Annotated in this window: 13 protein-coding genes; 11 read left to right on the top strand and 2 right to left on the bottom strand. The window is 71.7% G+C overall.

The window, feature by feature from the left end:
* Window positions 1-91: 91 nt before the first annotated feature.
* On the bottom strand, window positions 92-490 hold the full coding sequence (locus tag OG429_RS04420; RefSeq protein ID WP_328923951.1) for a DUF4440 domain-containing protein: 399 nt from the start codon (window positions 488-490) through the stop codon (window positions 92-94).
* Between the two features lie 153 nt (window positions 491-643).
* On the opposite strand from OG429_RS04420, the gene OG429_RS04415 reads away from it, so the two are divergent.
* The 11 genes from OG429_RS04415 to OG429_RS04365 all read left to right on the top strand — a co-directional run bounded on the left by OG429_RS04415 (window position 644) and on the right by OG429_RS04365 (window position 13640).
* Window positions 644-1150, top strand: coding sequence for a hypothetical protein (locus OG429_RS04415; protein ID WP_328923950.1), 507 nt, complete (start codon window positions 644-646; stop codon window positions 1148-1150).
* On the top strand, window positions 1117-2538 hold the full coding sequence (locus OG429_RS04410; protein WP_328923949.1) for a hypothetical protein: 1422 nt from the start codon (window positions 1117-1119) through the stop codon (window positions 2536-2538). Before OG429_RS04415 ends, OG429_RS04410 begins: the two co-directional genes overlap by 34 nt.
* 8 nt (window positions 2539-2546) lie before the next feature.
* Window positions 2547-3959, top strand: coding sequence for a vWA domain-containing protein (locus OG429_RS04405; RefSeq protein ID WP_328923948.1), 1413 nt, complete (start codon window positions 2547-2549; stop codon window positions 3957-3959).
* Between the two features lie 17 nt (window positions 3960-3976).
* Window positions 3977-5089, top strand: a complete 1113-nt coding sequence (locus OG429_RS04400; protein ID WP_328923947.1) for an ATP-binding protein — start codon at window positions 3977-3979, stop codon at window positions 5087-5089.
* On the top strand, window positions 5086-7893 hold the full coding sequence (locus tag OG429_RS04395; protein WP_328923946.1) for a hypothetical protein: 2808 nt from the start codon (window positions 5086-5088) through the stop codon (window positions 7891-7893). The genes OG429_RS04400 and OG429_RS04395 overlap by 4 nt, the downstream gene beginning before the upstream one ends.
* A gap of 341 nt (window positions 7894-8234) precedes the next feature.
* Complete coding sequence (locus tag OG429_RS04390; RefSeq protein ID WP_328923945.1) at window positions 8235-9554, top strand: discoidin domain-containing protein; 1320 nt, start codon at window positions 8235-8237, stop codon at window positions 9552-9554.
* Window positions 9554-10816: an MFS transporter gene (locus OG429_RS04385; protein WP_328923944.1), complete on the top strand. Its 1263-nt coding sequence runs from the start codon at window positions 9554-9556 to the stop codon at window positions 10814-10816. Before OG429_RS04390 ends, OG429_RS04385 begins: the two co-directional genes overlap by 1 nt.
* On the top strand, window positions 10813-11832 hold the full coding sequence (locus OG429_RS04380) for a hypothetical protein (protein ID WP_328923943.1): 1020 nt from the start codon (window positions 10813-10815) through the stop codon (window positions 11830-11832). Before OG429_RS04385 ends, OG429_RS04380 begins: the two co-directional genes overlap by 4 nt.
* 115 nt (window positions 11833-11947) lie before the next feature.
* A complete protein-coding gene (locus OG429_RS04375) occupies window positions 11948-12379 on the top strand; it encodes a hypothetical protein (RefSeq protein WP_328923942.1) in 432 nt (143 codons plus the stop codon).
* Entirely contained in the window at window positions 12376-12672 is a 297-nt protein-coding gene (locus OG429_RS41375) for a helix-turn-helix transcriptional regulator (protein ID WP_405680504.1), read from the top strand. The genes OG429_RS04375 and OG429_RS41375 overlap by 4 nt, the downstream gene beginning before the upstream one ends.
* Window positions 12669-13640, top strand: a complete 972-nt coding sequence (locus OG429_RS04365) for an NAD(P)-dependent alcohol dehydrogenase (RefSeq protein WP_328923941.1) — start codon at window positions 12669-12671, stop codon at window positions 13638-13640. Before OG429_RS41375 ends, OG429_RS04365 begins: the two co-directional genes overlap by 4 nt.
* Window positions 13641-13650: 10 nt before the next feature.
* Here OG429_RS04365 and OG429_RS04360 read toward each other — a convergent pair whose 3' ends face one another.
* Window positions 13651-16458 carry a glycoside hydrolase family 2 protein gene (locus OG429_RS04360; protein ID WP_328923940.1) on the bottom strand — a complete coding sequence of 936 codons (2808 nt, stop codon included), beginning with the start codon at window positions 16456-16458 and terminating at the stop codon, window positions 13651-13653.
* Window positions 16459-16508 lie beyond the last annotated feature (50 nt).

Below are 16508 nucleotides of genomic sequence, written 5' to 3'. Positions count from 1 at the left end.
TCCGCTCGCCCATCGCCTACCCGGCGGGCACAAGAGTAGAGGAGTGATCGCGAACGACCCGCAGGGTCCGGGCCGAGCCCCGCACTTGGTGTCAGGGTTGGTCGTACCAGGCGAACGCGGTGATGCGCCAGCCCTCCGGGGAGCGGACGAACTGGATGGTCTTGGTGCCCCCGCCCTCGAAGGGCTTTCCGTCCAGGATTCCGGACTTGCGGTACTCGCCGAAGCGCGAGGCGATGTCGCCCGCGATCTCCGTCCGTTCGGAGGTCTCCCACTCGGAGAACTCGACCAGCCGGCCGTCGGCCAGCAGCCGCTCGCGGGGCTCGATGAACTCGTCCACGGTGTAGGCCGCGAAATCCGGGCCGGTATTGACGATCAGGCCACCGGGCAGGACGAGCCGGCGAATCCGGGCGACGTCGGCGGTCCGGCCGCCCGTGTTGTCGAATGCACCGAAGAACTCCGCGGTCAACTGGTCTATCTCCGTCTTGGACATGGCGCGACGGTAACACCGCGGGGGCGCCCGGCACCGGTGGTTCCGTCGGAAGCGGAGATCGCCGCGAACCGCGTTGTCAGTGGTCGCACCTATGTTCAGTGGTGTCCCGCCGATGTGGCTCGGACGCCCCCTTGGTGCATAGGAGATGGTGCGTTGTCAGATTGGGAGAGGTCGAGCACGGCGCGGGTGACGGCACCCGCGCGGCCGCGCAAGCTCGCCAAAGTCCCGTTCGTCGAGCTGGCCGACGGACGCTTGCAGGGCGTGGTGTCCAGCGGTTCGGACATCGAGCGGGTCTATGTCTCGTCGGTGGCGGCCGGCAGCTACGCGTTCGCTTGCAGCACCAACAACAACCGGCCCTGCGGTGGCGCGCGGGGCTCGTTCTGCAATCACATCAGGGCCCTGATCACCGAGGCGGCGCTGCAGTACGGCGCCGAGCGCGTCGCCCGCTACCTGCGGACCGAGGCCGTGACCGGGGAGCCGAGCGCGTTCACCATCACCGCCGAGATGATCAACGCACGTCCGCCGCAGGCGGACACCACGGCCGCCGCGCCCGTCTTCAGCCGGTTCCTGCGTCACCTGGCCTACCTGGAACTCGCGCCGACCACGGCGCCGTTGCCGGAGATGCAGTGGTTCCCGCCGACCAGGACGGCGGTGGCGTGATGCGTGCCGACCTGCTCGCCGAAACCGTCCCCGGGCTCGACGAGGCCCTCGCGGCCGTCGACGCCTTCGACCGGACCCTCGTCGCCGGCCTGCTCCGTCCCCAGCCGGCCCAGGCCGCCGGCCTGACCGAGCTCGCCCACGCCGTCGCGGGGTCGCCGCTGGCCTCCACGGTCGCCGAGGCGGCCGAGAAAGCGGCCGCCGGAGCCGCGGGCGAGGACCACTTCCTCGCCCTCGCCGCCGCCCGCACCGCGCTCCTCGGCTCCGTCCACGACGCGCTGGCCACCCGCGTCGAGGAGTCGACGGGCCGCCCCCGCCACGAGGAGCCGCTTCCCGCGCCCGGCGAGCGGCAGGCGGTGAACCTGCTCGCCGCAGCCCGTTCCTGGCTCTGCGACCTGGCGCGCTCCGGGTGGCAGGGCATCGACCACGACGTGGTCGCCGGGTCGGCGCAGGTCGTCTCCGCGATGCTCCCCGACCCGGCGCTGCGCCGCCTGGCGACGCTCCTCGACGGCTTCGCGGCCGAACTCGCCGCGTCCTGCCCGGGCGCGACCCTGGAGCGCGTCCCGGCCCGCCGCTGGGCCGACCTGTGGTCGCGCGCGATGCTGCTGACGCTGCCCGGTGCGGCCGATGTGCAGCTGACCGGCACGGTCACCGGCCGGCTCCTGCCCCTCGGCGTCGACGTGCAGGAACACGCGACCGCCGTACAGGCCCAGGTCCACGCGGTGTTCGAGCCCGCGGACGGCGGCGCCTCCCGCCTGGTGCGTGCCGGGGTGTCGGTGCCGAAGCCCGACACCGTCGTCGGAGCCGGCCTCTGGCAGTTGCTCCGCCCGCACATGTCGCTCCTGGCAGCCGTCAGCGAGGGCCGTTCGATGGAGATCACCGGCATGCCGGTCACCGCGGAGGGCGACCTGGTCTGGAACGACGGGCACGCACGCGTGGGCGAGCCCGCCGACGCCTTCGCCACGGCCCGTGTCGCCCTGCCGACCGCCACCGAGGCACCGACCGCACCGCTGGACCGGCACCCGGCGCGTATCGCCGTACCCGTGTTCCTGGAGGGCTACGCCACCCAGCAGGACGACGACGCGCTGACGTTCACCGTCGCCGGACACCCGCTGCCGGTCGACACGGACCGCGTTCCGGCCGCCGGGCCGCTCACTGGCGACGCCATCGCGGCCTCGGGAGCCTGCATCGGGCTGCTCCGCTGGGACGCGGGGACGTACCGGATCCAGCCGCTTGCCGTCGAGACGACCGTACGGAAGAAAGCCGTCGCGATCCACGCCGGAGGCTGGGCCGGGGGCACGACGGACAAGGCCGGTGTCAGGGCCGAGAAGGCCGCCACCGACGCCGTGGCGGTGCTGCGGGAGCGCGCCGGAAGGCTGCTGCGGAAATGACGGAGCACATGACCGAACCCGCCGCGGACCCCGACGAGAACCGTCGGCAGGTCCTGTACTGGCGGCTCCTCGCCCGGCTCTTCGACCCGGAGGAGCAGGCCGCCCTGGAATCGGCGAGCCTCGCCGTCGTCAAGGACATCGGTCTGCCGTCCTCGCTGCTGGACCCGCAGGCCTCCGTCGACTCCGTCGTGCAGCGACATCCGGAGCTGGCCGCCGAGTTCGACGGTCTGATGGCACCCGAGCCGGACGAGGACGGGGCACGCGACCGGGCCGCCGAGGTCCGGCGCGCGGCCCTGGTGTCGAAGGTGCTGCTGAACGTGTTCGCCTGCGGCTCCGGCAGGGTCACCGCCGGACAGCTGACGCGCTGGCAGTCCGACGCGGGCTGGCTGGAGCGTGCGCTCGGCTGCGAGCCCGGCGAGCTGCGCGGCGGCCGCGCCGGGGGAGGGAGCGCCGGAAGGGGCGCGGGTACGGGCGTCAGCCCGACCGGCACCGGCGGGCGCGGCACGACGCCCGATCTCAGCCGGCTGATCCCGGAGATCGGCCCGGAACTCGGCGCCATCGAGGCCGACCTCGTCAAGCGGATGCACCTGCGCGAGGTGCTGGCCGACCCCCAGCTCGCCGCGCGGCTGACCCCGAGCATGTCACTGATCGAGCAGCTGCTGCGGGACAAGAACAACCTCTCGGGCGTGGCCCTGGCCAATGCCAAGGCCCTGATCCGCCGCTTCGTCGACGAGGTCGCCGAAGTGCTCCGCACCCAGGTGGAGAAGGCCACGGTGGGCGCCCTGGACCGCTCCGTTCCGCCCAAGCGGGTGTTCCGCAACCTCGACCTCGACCGCACGATCTGGAAGAACCTCACCAACTGGAGCCCGGAGGAGGAGCGGTTGTATGTCGACCGCCTCTACTACCGGCACACCGCACGCAAGACGACGCCGCAGCGGCTGATCGTCGTCGTCGACCAGTCGGGGTCGATGGTCGACTCGATGGTCAACTGCACCATCCTGGCATCGATCTTCGCCGGGCTGCCGAAGGTGGACGTCCACCTCATCGCGTACGACACGCAGGCACTCGATCTCACTCCGTGGGTCCACGACCCCTTCGAGACCCTGCTGCGCACCAACCTCGGCGGCGGCACCGACGGCACGGTCGCCATGGCGCTGGCCCAGCCGAAGATCTCCGAGCCCCGTAACACCGTCGTCGTGTGGATCTCCGACTTCTACGAATGGCGGACCGAGCAGCTCTTCGAGTCCATGGCCGCCATCCACCGCTCCGGAGCCAAGTTCATCCCGGTCGGCTCGGTGACCAGCTCCGGCCGCGGCAGTGTCAACCCGTGGTTCCGGGAGCGGTTCAAGGACCTCGGCACACCGGTGCTCTCCGGCCACATCCGCAAGCTCGTCCACGAACTCAAGACGTTTCTCGCTTAGATCAGAAAGGCCCTGTTATGACCGACATGCTGCGCGCCCCCGCCGAAATCAAGTTCGCCGAGGAACTGGACTGGCTTGAGTCGATCGACGACAACCCCAAGCCCTTCTCCTGGCGCCTGTCCCCGAAGATGGTCCGCCTGTTCATCCTGGGCTCCGAGCGCTCCGACGGCCTGGACCGGGAGATCTCGCAGAAGTGGTTCGGCGACCGCAGTTTCGTCGAGCGCTCCATCGTCACCCTGGCCTCCGACCGAGGGCTGCTGCTCATCGGCGACCCCGGCACCGGCAAGAGCTGGCTGGCCGAACTGCTGTCCGCCGCGATCTCCCGTAACTCCACACTGGTGGTGCAGGGCACGGCGGGCACCACCGAGGACCACATCAAGTACTCCTGGAACGTGTCCATGGTCATCGCCAAGGGCCAGTCACGGGAGTCGATGATCCCCTCGCCGATCATGACCGCGATGGAGACCGGCACGATCGGCCGCTTCGAGGAGCTCACCCGCTCCACCAGCGACGTCCAGGACGCGCTGATCTCGATCCTGTCCGAGAAGTACATCTCGGTCCCGGAACTGGACAGTGACGGCATCGTCTTCGCCAAGCCGGGCTTCTCGATCATCGCCACCGCCAACAGCCGTGACCGGGGCGTCAACGACCTGTCCTCGGCGCTCAAGCGACGCTTCAACTTCGTCCGCATCCCGGTGGTGACGAACAAGAAGAGCGAGGCGGAGATCGTCCGCTTCCGTACCGAGGAACTGCTCCGCCGCCACCAGCTCGAACTGGACGTGCCGCCGTCGCTGCTCGACGTCCTGCTGCAGAGCTTCGCCGACCTGCGCGCCTCGGCTGCCGCGGCCGGCAGCGACGACGAGAAGCTGGAGTCCGCGCTGTCCACCGCCGAACAGATCGGCGTGCTGGAGGACGCGATCCTGCACAGCGACTTCTTCGGCGAGCGGGCCCTGACCGCCCGCGCCCTGGCCTCCTCGCTCGTCGGGTCGCTGGCCCGGCGCGAGCCCGAGGACCTGGCGATCCTCAACAAGTACCTGCACGGCGTCGTCGAACCGCGCAGCAAGGAAGAGGGCGGCTCCTGGCCGGAGTTCCTGGAGGGCGGCCGCGACGCGATCGCCACCCTGTCGTGACCGGCACGCACGAGGGGACCTTCGAGGCGCTGCGCGGGCAGCTCCAGGAGGCCGCCGCGACGTTCGCGGACGGGCCCGGCGCCCTGGAGGGCATCCTCCTCGGCATCGTCGACGACGTCGACCGCGCGGTGCGCGAGCCACTGGAGATCTTCCCCGTCTGCCACCACTCGCCCGCCTCGGCAGTCGCGATGGCGCGCCGCCTGCGGGAGAAGCAGCCGAAAGTCGTGTACCTGGAGCTGTGCGAGGACATGGCGCCGCTCCTGACCGAACTGCGCAACTGCAAGCTCCCGGTGGCGGTGCAGGCGTTCGCGAGCGAGATCGAGGGCTTCCCGGCCGAGTGGGCCCCGCTGTCGGTGGTCGCACCGATCACGGAGGCCTCGGCCGAGTACCAGGCGATCGCCTACGCACTGGACACGCCGGGCGTCGAACTGGTCCTCGTCGACCGGTCCTCGGACCACGTCTTCCAGTGGGACGCACGCGGGACGCACGACGACGGTGAGTCCGCCGATACCGACGCGCCGCCCGCCGACGAAGAGGCGGCGCTGCACGGCGAAGCGGTCGGCGTGGAGATCGGCGACCTCCGGCCCCGCTTCGTCGAGCTCGAGGAACACCTGCTGCGTCACGGCAGGGTGCGGCACTGGTCGGAGTGGTGGCACCAGTACGTCGAACTGCCCCTCGGGGACGGCGACCACGACACCTACCGCCAGGTCATGCTCCTGATCGGCAGCCTCTTCCGGCGCCTCGCACCCGGCGACCCGGGGCGGGTGCGCGTGGACGAGGACCGCGAGCGCTACATGTGGACCAGGATGCGCGAGCACCTGGCCGCCACCGGTACGGATCCCGCGGACTGCCTGTACGTCTGCGGTGCCTTCCACGCGGCCAGCCGCGTCGAGGAGTTCGGTGTCCGGGGCGCCGACACCTACGAGATCAGCCCGCGCAGCGCCACCAAGTGGCTGCACGGCCTGATCCCGTCCAGCCACGCGGCCATCGAGGCGCAGTTCGGCCTCGCGGCCGGTTCGGTGTCGATCGCCGCGACGGTCTGGGCCAAGAACCTGAAGCGCACGCGCGTGGAGCCCTACCGGCTGGCGGGGCAGGCGGGCGCGAAACGGCCGAAGGCCAAGAAGGCCGTGGCCGCCGCGGCGCGCGTACCGGCGGTGCCGTCTTCCGACAAGCTGACCGGCTTCCTGCACCGGCCACCCGTCCTGGACCGGCTGGACGAGGCCGAACTGCTGGGCTGGTCCGTCGAGATCGTGCAGGCCGCGCGCCGCAACGGCTACCTCGCCTCCACCGCCGACGCCATCGCGGTGTTCGAGACGTCGATCCTGCTGGCCGGGATGCGTGACCGGGCAAGGCCCACGCCGTACGACTTCCAGGACGCGGCCGTCACCTGCATCGAGAAGGACAGCGTGCCCGGCCGGCGCGACGTGCGGCGCCTCGTCGAGATCATGATGGGCGGCGACCGGATCGGCCAGGTCGGCTACGACGCGCTGCCGCCGCTGGCCCGCGACGTGCACGACCGGCTCGCGCCCCTGAACCTGAAGCTCCAGCAGCGGGGCGTGCAGCGGGCGTTGCTCGACATCGCGGGGCGGCCGGAGCTGGAGCAGTGCTCGGACGTGCTGTGGATGCTGCGGTACCTGATGCCGCACGGCACCGCGCGGCCGATCATGGGCGAACGGAGCCTGGGGGAGCGGTCGATCCAGGAGTCGTGGGACCTCGCGCTGGGCACCCACCAGCGTGCGCTCATCGAGCTCGGGTACGAGGGCGTCAGCATCGAGCAGGTTCTGGAACAGCGTCTGCGCCGCACGGCGTACGCCCCGCACGCCACGGCGGCGACGGTCCTGGAGACCGTCGAGGACGCGACGCTGTACCTGCGCAGCCGCCGCCTCGCCGACGAGCTGGGCGCACGCGCGCTGGAGGTGCTGTCGGCCGAGCGCGGAGTCGACGGCGCGCCCGAGGTGCTGCGCCGCGTACGGCGACTGCTGGCGTACTACCGCACCAGCGAGCCGGTGCTGCCGCCCTGGATCGAGTCCTTCGCCAAGACGGGATACGCGCACTACTGCACCCTGCTGCCGACGGCGTTCACCGACGACGACGCCTCCGTGCGTCATGTGGCCGCGACGCTGGGCTTCCTGTTCAGCATGGAGAGCCTGGCGCTGTCGCTGGGGTGCGACCGCACCCAACTCGAGCTGGCGGTGGCCCAGTCGCATCCGCAGGACCCGTCGAAGACGGCGCTGCTGTGGGCGGCCCAGGTGCAGCTCGGGCACCTCTCGCGGGCGGACCTGCGCGAGCGCTGCGACGAACTCCTGGGCAACCCCATGGTGGTGCCCGCCTATCCGCGCTACCTCAGCGGCTTCCTGCACGCCCTGGAGCCCGTCCCGGGCCTCACCGACTTCGTCGTCGAGGCCGTGTCCAACGCGTTCGGGCGGCTGCCGGACCCGGTTCTCCTGCCGTGGCTGCCGACCCTGATCTCCACACTGCGGGCGGGCGGCGCCGAACTGGCCCCGCTGCTGATCCGCGAAGCCGGGCGGATCTTCCCCGGCAGGCTCGCCGCGCTGGACGAGTGGGTGGCGCCGTGGCGGGCGCAGCCGGAGCCGGACGCCCTGTTCGCGGCGCGGCACGCGGACGGCGGCAGCCACGGCTGCACGCTGCTCGCCGCCCACCCGGCGACGTGCGACGCGGTCGCGAGCCTGCTGGGCTGCGACGGGACCTGGCGGGCGCCGGAGTCCGGCCCGCGGGGCGCGGTCCTGGTGGGGCTCCATCCGGCCACGGCCGAGGCTCTGGGGGTGCTGCTGGCGGGTGCGTGACCTCGCCGGGCGGCGGATTCGCCGGCCGTGGCCTTCGGCCCGGTCCGCTCGTCCTCGCCACGGGCCGGCCCGCCTCCGTTTCGCGGGTGGCGGTGGCTGCTCGCCGGTCCAGTGAGAGCACTGGTAGGAAACCTTCCTATCCGATACGCTCCCCGTCGGCGGCTTGGCGCGGTGCCCATTCCCCGGGCATGACGCGCTCAGTGAGAGCTCTGTCCCGGCCGCCGTGACACTGCCCCTGCCCGCCCCGGCCGGGGGCGGTGTCCCGCACCGGTGTCCAGCTCTCGCCGTCCCCCAGGCCAGGGAGTCCAGGTATGCATCCGAATGCCTTAGCCCGACCCCCCATGTTCCGCAGCCGTCTTCGCACCCTCCTCCTCGTCCTCGGCGCCGCGCTCGCGCTCGTCGGCGGGCTCCTGCTCGCCTGGCCCGGCCGGGCCGGAGCCGCCGCCGACCCGCTCATCTCACGCGGAAAACCCGCCACCGCCTCCTCCGCCGAGAGTTCCTCGCTCGGCGCCAAGAACGCCTTCGACGGCGCCGCCGCGACCCGCTGGGCCAGCGCCGAGGGCAAGGACCCGCAGTGGATCCGGGTCGACCTCGGCGCCGCCGCCACCATCTCCAGGGTCAGGCTGAGCTGGGAGGCCGCCTACGCCAAGGCGTACCGCGTCGAGGTGTCGGCGGACGGGGCGGCGTGGACCCCGATAGCCCAGGAGAGCGCCGGCAACGGCGGCACCGACGACTGGACCGGGCTCTCCGGCAAGGGCAGGTACCTGCGCGTCTACGGCACCGCGCGCGGCACGGCGTACGGCTACTCGCTCTTCGAGGCCGAGGTGTACGGCACCGTAGACGGCGGGCCGCCCCCCGCCGGGGCCTTCACGGTGGTCGCCGCCGGGGACATCGCCGCCCAGTGCACGGCCTCCGACAGCGGCTGCGCCCACCCGAAGACCGCCGCGCTCGCCCAGCAGATCGATCCGAAGTTCTATCTGACGATGGGTGACAACCAGTACGACGACGCCCGGCTCGTGGACTACCGCGCCTACTACGACAAGACCTGGGGCGCCTTCAAGGCGAAGACCCGCCCGGTGCCGGGCAACCACGAGACGTACGACCCGGCCGGCTCCCTCGCCGGGTACAAGAGCTACTTCGGGAGCATCGCCTACCCGCAGGGCAAGAGCTACTACAGCTTCGACGAGGGCAACTGGCACTTCATCGCCCTCGACTCCAACTCCTTCGACCAGGCCGCCCAGCTCGACTGGCTCAAGGCCGACCTCGCCGCCAACGGCAAGCAGTGCATAGCCGCCTACTGGCACCACCCGCTGTATTCGTCAGGCGGCCACGGCAACGACCCGGTCTCGAAGCCGGTGTGGAAGATCCTGTACGGCGCGAAGGCCGACCTGGTCCTGAACGGGCACGACCACCACTACGAGCGGTTCGCCCCGCAGGACCCCGACGGCAAGGCGACCGCGGGCGGGATCGTGGAGGTCGTCGGCGGCATGGGCGGCGCCGAGCCCTACCCGATCGAGGACGTCCAGCCCAACAGCCAGAAGCGGATCAGCGGCCAATACGGCGTACTGAAGCTGCAGTTCACCGACTCCGGTTACGGCTGGACCTACGTCGGCAGCGACGGACAGGTCAAGGACACGAGCCCGAAGTACAGCTGCCACTGATGTACCTGGCCAGCACCGGCCGCCCGGACGCGCCGCCCCGCACCCCAGGGGCCCGGCGGCGCGTCCCCGCCACCGTCCTCGCGCTCGGCGCGGTCAGCCTCGTCACCGACGTCTCCTCCGAGATGGTCACGGCGGTGCTGCCGCTCTACCTCGTCCTGGGCCTCGGCCTCTCGCCGCTCCAATTCGGATTCCTGGACGGCATGTTCAACGGCGCGACCGCACTCGTCCGCCTCCTCGGCGGCCGACTCGCCGACCGCGGAGACCGGCACAAGCGGGTCGCCGGGGCCGGCTACCTGCTCTCGGCGTTCTCCCGGCTCGGGCTGCTCCTCGTCGGTGGAGCCACCGCGGGGATCGCCGCCTCACTCGCGGCGGACCGGCTCGGCAAGGGCATCCGCACCGCCCCGCGCGACGCCCTGATCTCGCTCAGCGGCCCGCCGGAGACGCTCGGCCGGGCATTCGGCGTGCACCGCGCCATGGACACCACGGGCGCGCTCCTCGGCCCGCTCGCCGCCTTCTCCGTGCTGTGGGCCACCGCCGACGCCTACGACGCGGTGTTCGCCGTCAGCTTCTGCACCGGACTGCTCGGCGTACTCCTGCTCGTCCTGTACGTCCCGTCCGCCGCCGCCGCCGCCGCCGCGTCCCGGCCGGCCGTCCCCGCGCCGACTCCGCTTCGGCGAACGGCGCTGAGGGACCCCGCCTTCCGCCGCGTCCTGTACGCCGCGTCCCTGCTCGGCGCCGCCACCATCGGCGACGCCTTCCTCTACCTGTTGCTCCAGCGTGGACTCGACCTCCCGCCCGCCCTGTTCCCGCTGCTGCCGCTCGGCGCCGCGGCCGGATATCTGCTGCTCGCCGTCCCGGCGGGCAGGCTCGCCGACCGGACCGGGCGTCGGCTGCCCTTCCTGCTCGGGCACGCCGCCCTGCTCGGCGCCTACGCGGTGCTGCTCACCCCCCTCGCCTGGCCGGCCGTCGCGGCCGTACTCGTACTCCTCGGCATCTTCTACGCCTTCACGGACGGCGTCCTGATGGCACTCGCCGGGCCCATGCTGCCCGCGCACGGCCGGGCGGGCGGTCTCGCGGTGCTGCAGACCGGCCAGGCGCTGGCCCGGCTGCTCGGCGCGGCCGGGTTCGGGGCCGCCTGGACCGTTTGGGGTCAGGGGCCCGCCCTGTGGACCGCGGCGCTCGCGCTGGCCGGGGCGCTCACGGCCGCCTGGCGCATCCTGCCCGCCCCGGCCCCCGCCCGCCCCGTCCCGGAGGTACCGTGAAGCCCCGCCCGCAGCAGCTCCGCCTCGCTCTCGTCGTGGCCGCCGTACTCGTTCTCGCCGGGGGCTCCCTGGGCTACGTACTGCATGCCAGGCATCGCGACCGGCCGTCCCAGCGGGCGGATGCGGACGGTTCGTTCCGCCTCGACGGGCCCGGGTTGTACTTCCGGGACTCGGCCACCGGGCTGGTCGCCCGGGGCCCCGGCGGCCCCGAAGGCTCCCGCGTGACGGGCGGCCCCGCCTGCGACCGGTTCTACGCGGCGGGGGACCGCGCCCTCTGCCTGCGCAGCCTGCCCGGCATCCCGGCGCGCACCCAGGCCCTCGTGCTCGACCGGCAGCTGCGCGAAGTCCGGCGCATGACCGTCCCGGGCATCCCCAACCGGGCCCGTGTCTCCGCCTCCGGGCGGCGGCTGTCGTGGACGACGTTCGCGACCGGCGACTCCTACGCCACCTCCGCCTTCTCCACGCGGACGTCGATCCTGGACCTGGACACCGGCTATCTGATCAAGTCCATGGAGGAGATCCCGCTGACCCTGGACGGCGCCCGCTACCACGCCCCAGACGTCAACTACTGGGGTGTGACCTTCGCCCAGGACGACAACCGCTTCTACGCCACCGTCTCGACCAAGGGCCGCACCCACCTCGTCGAGGGCGACCTGCGCAACTGGACGGCGACGGCGTTGCGGGAGAACGCCGAATGTCCGTCGCTGTCGCCCGACAACACCCGGATCGCGTTCAAGAAGAAGGTCTCGGACGACCCTGCGGCGCCCTGGCGGTTGTACGTCCTCGACCTGGCGACGATGCGCGAGCACCCGCTGTCCGAGCCGCACAGCGTCGACGACCAGGCCGCCTGGCTCGATGACGCGACCGTCGCCTACGCCCTGCCAGGAGGCGAGGGACAGGACGGACGCGAGGGACGCGACGGACGGGCGAGCGACATCTGGGCGGTCCCGGCGGACGGCAGGGGCGCGCCCCGCCTCGTGATGCCGGGTGGCTCCTCACCGGTCGCCGTGCGCTGAAGTACTTCGTCTGACACGAGCACGTCGCCTGACGTGACAAGTCAAGAATACTTGACACGGTGTCGCGGCTGCTTGACACTCCGAGTGTCTGGTTTTCTTGACATGGGGAGCGGGAGTGGCAGTCGAGGAGAAACGTGCCTGGAGCATGCTGATGTGCGCGCTCGGGTCGTACGCGGTGTACCTGTGGGTGGTGCTGGGGCGCCCTGCGGGAGTGGCGCTGACCGAAGCGCCTTACGTGGGAGCCCTGTTGTGGTCGATCGGGCTGTCGGTCGCCGTGTCGGTCGCCGCCCACATCGCGATAGCCGCGTTCTCGCCGCGGGAGGAGGCGAACCTCAAGGACCAGCGCGACCGGGAGATCCACCGCTTCGGTGAGTACGTGGGGCAGTCGTTCGTCGTGATCGGCGGGGTCGCCGGCCTGATCCTGGCGATGGCCGAGGCCGCACCGTTCTGGATCGCCAATGCGATCTACCTCGCCTTCGTGCTGTCGTCGGTGCTCGGCTCGACAGTCAAGATCATTTCCTACCGGTTCGGTTTCCACCCGTGGTGAAGGCGACGAGGGTCACCAACACCATCCGGGCCCAGCGCTTCGCCCACGGCGAGATGACCCAGGCCGAACTCGCCCGCCGCATCGGCGTGAGCCGCCAGACGGTCATCGCCATCGAGCAGGGCCGGTACTCGCCGTCGCTGGAGATGGCCTTCCAGATCGCCCAGGTGTTCGGCGTCCCGCTCGACAGCGTCTTCCAGTACGCGGCAGCCCGGACCGGCGGCTCGGACTCGGACGACACCAGCAACGGCAACGGCAACGGCACCGGCACCGGCACCGAGGGAGAGGTCACATGAGAGCCATCGTCCAAGACGTCTACGGATCGCCCGACGTCCTGCGCCTCGACGAGATCGACCAACCCGTGCCCGGCCGGGACGAGGTACTGCTGCGCGTGCACGCGGCCGGCGTCGACCAGGGGGTCTGGCACCTGATGGCGGGGCTGCCCTATGCGATCCGCGCCGCGGGCTTCGGCCTGCGGGCGCCGAAACAGCGTGTCCGCGGCATGGACGTCGCGGGCCGAGTGGAGGCCGTCGGCCCGGACGTCACCCGCTTCCGGCCGGGCGACGAGGTGTACGGAACCTGCACCGGCTCCTTCGCGGAGTTCGCCTGCGCCAGTCAGGACGAGCTGGCTGCCCGGCCCGCCCGGCTCACGCCCGAACAGGCTGCCGTGGTCACGATCTCCGCGAGCACCGCCCTCCAGGCCCTGCGCGCCGGCCGGCTGGAGCCCGGACACCGGGTCCTGGTGATCGGAGCCTCGGGTGGCGTGGGCACGTACGCCGTGCAACTGGCCAAGGCGCTCGGGGCCGCCCACGTCACCGGGGTCTGCAGCGGCTCCAAGGCGGACCTGGTCCGCTCCCTCGGCGCGGACGAGGTCCTCGACTACGCCCGCGAGGACCCGGCCGACGGCGGCCACCGGTACGACGTCGTCCTCGACATCGCGGGCAACCGTCCCCTGGGCCGGCTCCGCCGGATCCTGACCCGGCGCGGGAGCCTGGTGATCGTCGGCGGCGAGACCGACGGGCGCTGGATCGGCGGGATCGACCGGCAGCTGCGGGCCGTGCTGCTGTCGCCCTTCGTCCGGCAGCGGCTGCGGGGACTCGCCTCCGTCCCGCGCCCCGAGGACCTGCGCGTCCTCAGGGAGTTCATCGAGTCCGGCTCGCTCACCCCCGTCCTCGACCGCACCTACCCACTCGCCGAAGTCCCCGACGCGGTACGACGTCTGAGGGAGGGTCACGTGCGCGGCAAGATCGCGATCCGCGTGTGAGGAGTGCCCGTCACCAGGGGCGGGCAGGTCGCGGCGCAGCCGCTGCCGCAGCGCGACCGGCGTCCGCCCTCTGCGCGGCCCGCCCTCCTGCGGCCGGAGCATCGGCCGGGACCGTCACCGTCGGCGTGTTCCACCCGGAGATCCGCAACCGTGGTGCGGAGCCGTGCAGATCGCCGGTCCGGTAGGTCGCCGTCAGCGTCGCCGATTCACCCGGCCACAGGCTGATCTGGTTGTCGCTCCACCGGACGGGCAGTACGGGCGCGCCCGTCTCGCCCACCAGGTGGACGTCGGTGAGCAGAGCCGGGGAATTCCCGGTACCCGCGTGGCGCACGGTCGCCGTGGTCGTGGACATCCCCGAACCGTCCGCCGTCGTCGAGGCCGACCCGGTGACGCTCGCCCGGCCCATCGAGTCCAGGCCGGTGAGATCGGCGTAGGAAGTGGTCGGCGTGTAGTACCAGTTGGTGCGCGCGTAGTCGAGCACGTCCTCCTTCGTGGAGAGCCAGTACACGTTGCGGCTCACCTCGTGCCCCGCGTCGTCGGTGAGCAGCAGCCGGGCCAGATAGGTGGTGGACAGACCCGTGACCGACGCGGGGACGGTCAGCGCGGTGCTGCTCGCGCCGCCGCCCGCGACGCTCAGGCCGCTCGCCGTCCGGTCGTACTTCTGCGTGCCGTCGGTGTTGAACAGCGTCACCCGGGCCGTCAGCCCGGAAGCCGCTGCTGTCCGGTTGTTGACGACGGACACCGAGCGGTCGTCGTACCCGTACTGGATGTGCAGCGGCTCGTTCGCCTTCTTCGCGCCGAAGTAGGCCCCGCCCTGGTCGAGATACCGGTCCAGCAGCTGCCACTGCAGGGAGGTCCAGCCGCTGTTGAACATCCAGTAGATGACGCCGGTCGAGGGTTCGGAGGCGTCTTTGGCATTGCGGCCGTAGGCCTCGAACTGCGCGCGCACGTTCTCGTACTGGGCGAGCTGCGCCTTGCGTACGTAGTCCTCCAGGCCGGCCGGGGGGCCGTAACGGCCCGCCAGTGCGGCGTCGTACAGCCGCAGCGTCGCGAAGGTGGTCGAAGGAGAGCGGTGGTACTGGGCGGCGGACGGGTTCTGCCACAGCGTCTCCAGCTCGGCCGGGGTCATCATGCGGCGCAACGTGTCGAGGGTCGGTACGTCCGGGCCCGCGCTGGTCTCGGAGTTGAAGCCGGTGGCGCCGCCTTCCCGCTTGGCGTACCAATAGCCCGGCGGGACCCAGTCGTACGGGCCGGTCATCCTCATCCCGGAACGTCCGGTGACCGGCGCGGAGGCCTCGGAGGCCGCGGGGACCACCGGGGCCGTCCAGTCGGCGTCGTCCAGCGCGTCGACGTACTCCTGCTCGATCTCCTCGTTCGGTGCGACGTCACTGCCGATCAGGAAGGAGATCACGCTGGGGTGGTGTCGGAGGCGGGCCGCTTCGGCGGCCATCGACGCCGCGGCGACGGAGTGGTCGCTGACGTCCCAACTCTCCCCGGAGCCAGATTCGTTGACCTCTCCCTCCCATTTGTCGCAGCACTCCCAGCCGGGGAGCGTCAGGATCCCGTACCGGTCGGCGAGGTCGAAGAACTCGTCGGGCTCGATGTGCCCTTCCAGCCGCAGGGTGTTCAGGCCCAGGTCAAGGGCGTACTTCAGGCGGTCCTCGACGTAGGTGCGGTCCCAGCGCAGGAACTCGTCCGGGGACCAGCCCCCGCCCTTGATCAGCAGCGGGCGGCCGTTGATGTGGTACTGGCGGGCACCGTCGGCGTTCAGCGGTGCCCGCACCTCACGGATGCCGAAGGACTCGTGAGCGGTGTCGGAGGGCGTGCCGTTCACCGTCGCGGTCAGGTCGAGACGGTACAGCGGCTGCTCACCCATCGCGGCGGGCCACCACACGCGGGGCGCGCTCAGCCGCAGCGCCGGGTGGTCGGCGGGGGAGAAGACCACGGTCCTGGTCTCGTGGGGGGCCAGTGTGACACTCCGGCTGACACCGGCCGGCCCCGCGGTGCCGGAGACCGTCGTGGTGACGGTGGCCGACGAGTCGTTGCGCACCCGCGCCTTGACGGTCATGTCGGCCGAGGCCATCGACGGCATGGCCAGGGAGGTCACCACGTGCGCGTCGCGCAGGGCGACCGGCCCGCCCCGGCGTACCACGACGTCACGGACGATGCCCATGTTCTCGTCGGGCGGCGGCTGCAGCCAGTCGAGCCAGCCCATCGTGAGCTGCTTGCGCGGATCGTTGGGCTGGATCCGGAAGGCGACCGTGTTGGTGCCCGTTTCGATCAGGTCGGTGACGTCGAGTTCGTGCCTGGTGTACGCGCCGGCGACCGTGCTCGTGGTGGCGATCCGGTGGCCGTTGACGAAGACGTCGGCGGCGGAGATCACCCCGCTGAAGTCCAGGTACGTACGAGGAGTCGTGTCGGTGACGACGAACTCGGACCGGTACCACCAGGGCACGGTGAAGTCCGCGGCCGGGATGAGCTTCTGGTTGGTGGAGTAGAAGGGGTCGGGGTGGACGCCGGCGGCCAGCAGCGCCGCGAGGACGGTGGATCGGGCGCCGGCCGGATACCAGCCGGTCGCCGGATAGCCGGGGCTGGACACGGCGGCCACCGGGTCGGTGACCTTAGCCGTCGACTGGATCGCGTACCCGGACAAGGCGGTCGCGCTGCCCGGGGCGGAGGCGACCGTGGTCGCCCGTGGCCCGGGAGCCGCGTGCGGAGCGGGAGCCGCGCGGGAGGTTGCGGCGGTGAGGGCCAGGACCAGGCCGACGAGGGCAAGGACAGCGGTTCTTCCGTGTACGAGGGCGAGGCGGTGGAACACGGTGACCTCCCACGGGGACGGGCCGAGTCTGACACGGGAGGGCTCGCACG

This window comes from Streptomyces sp. NBC_00190, from assembly GCF_036203305.1.
GTDB lineage: Bacteria > Actinomycetota > Actinomycetes > Streptomycetales > Streptomycetaceae > Streptomyces.
The sequence above is the reverse complement of the archived record's forward strand: the minus strand, read 5'-3'. Positions and strand labels throughout refer to the sequence as shown.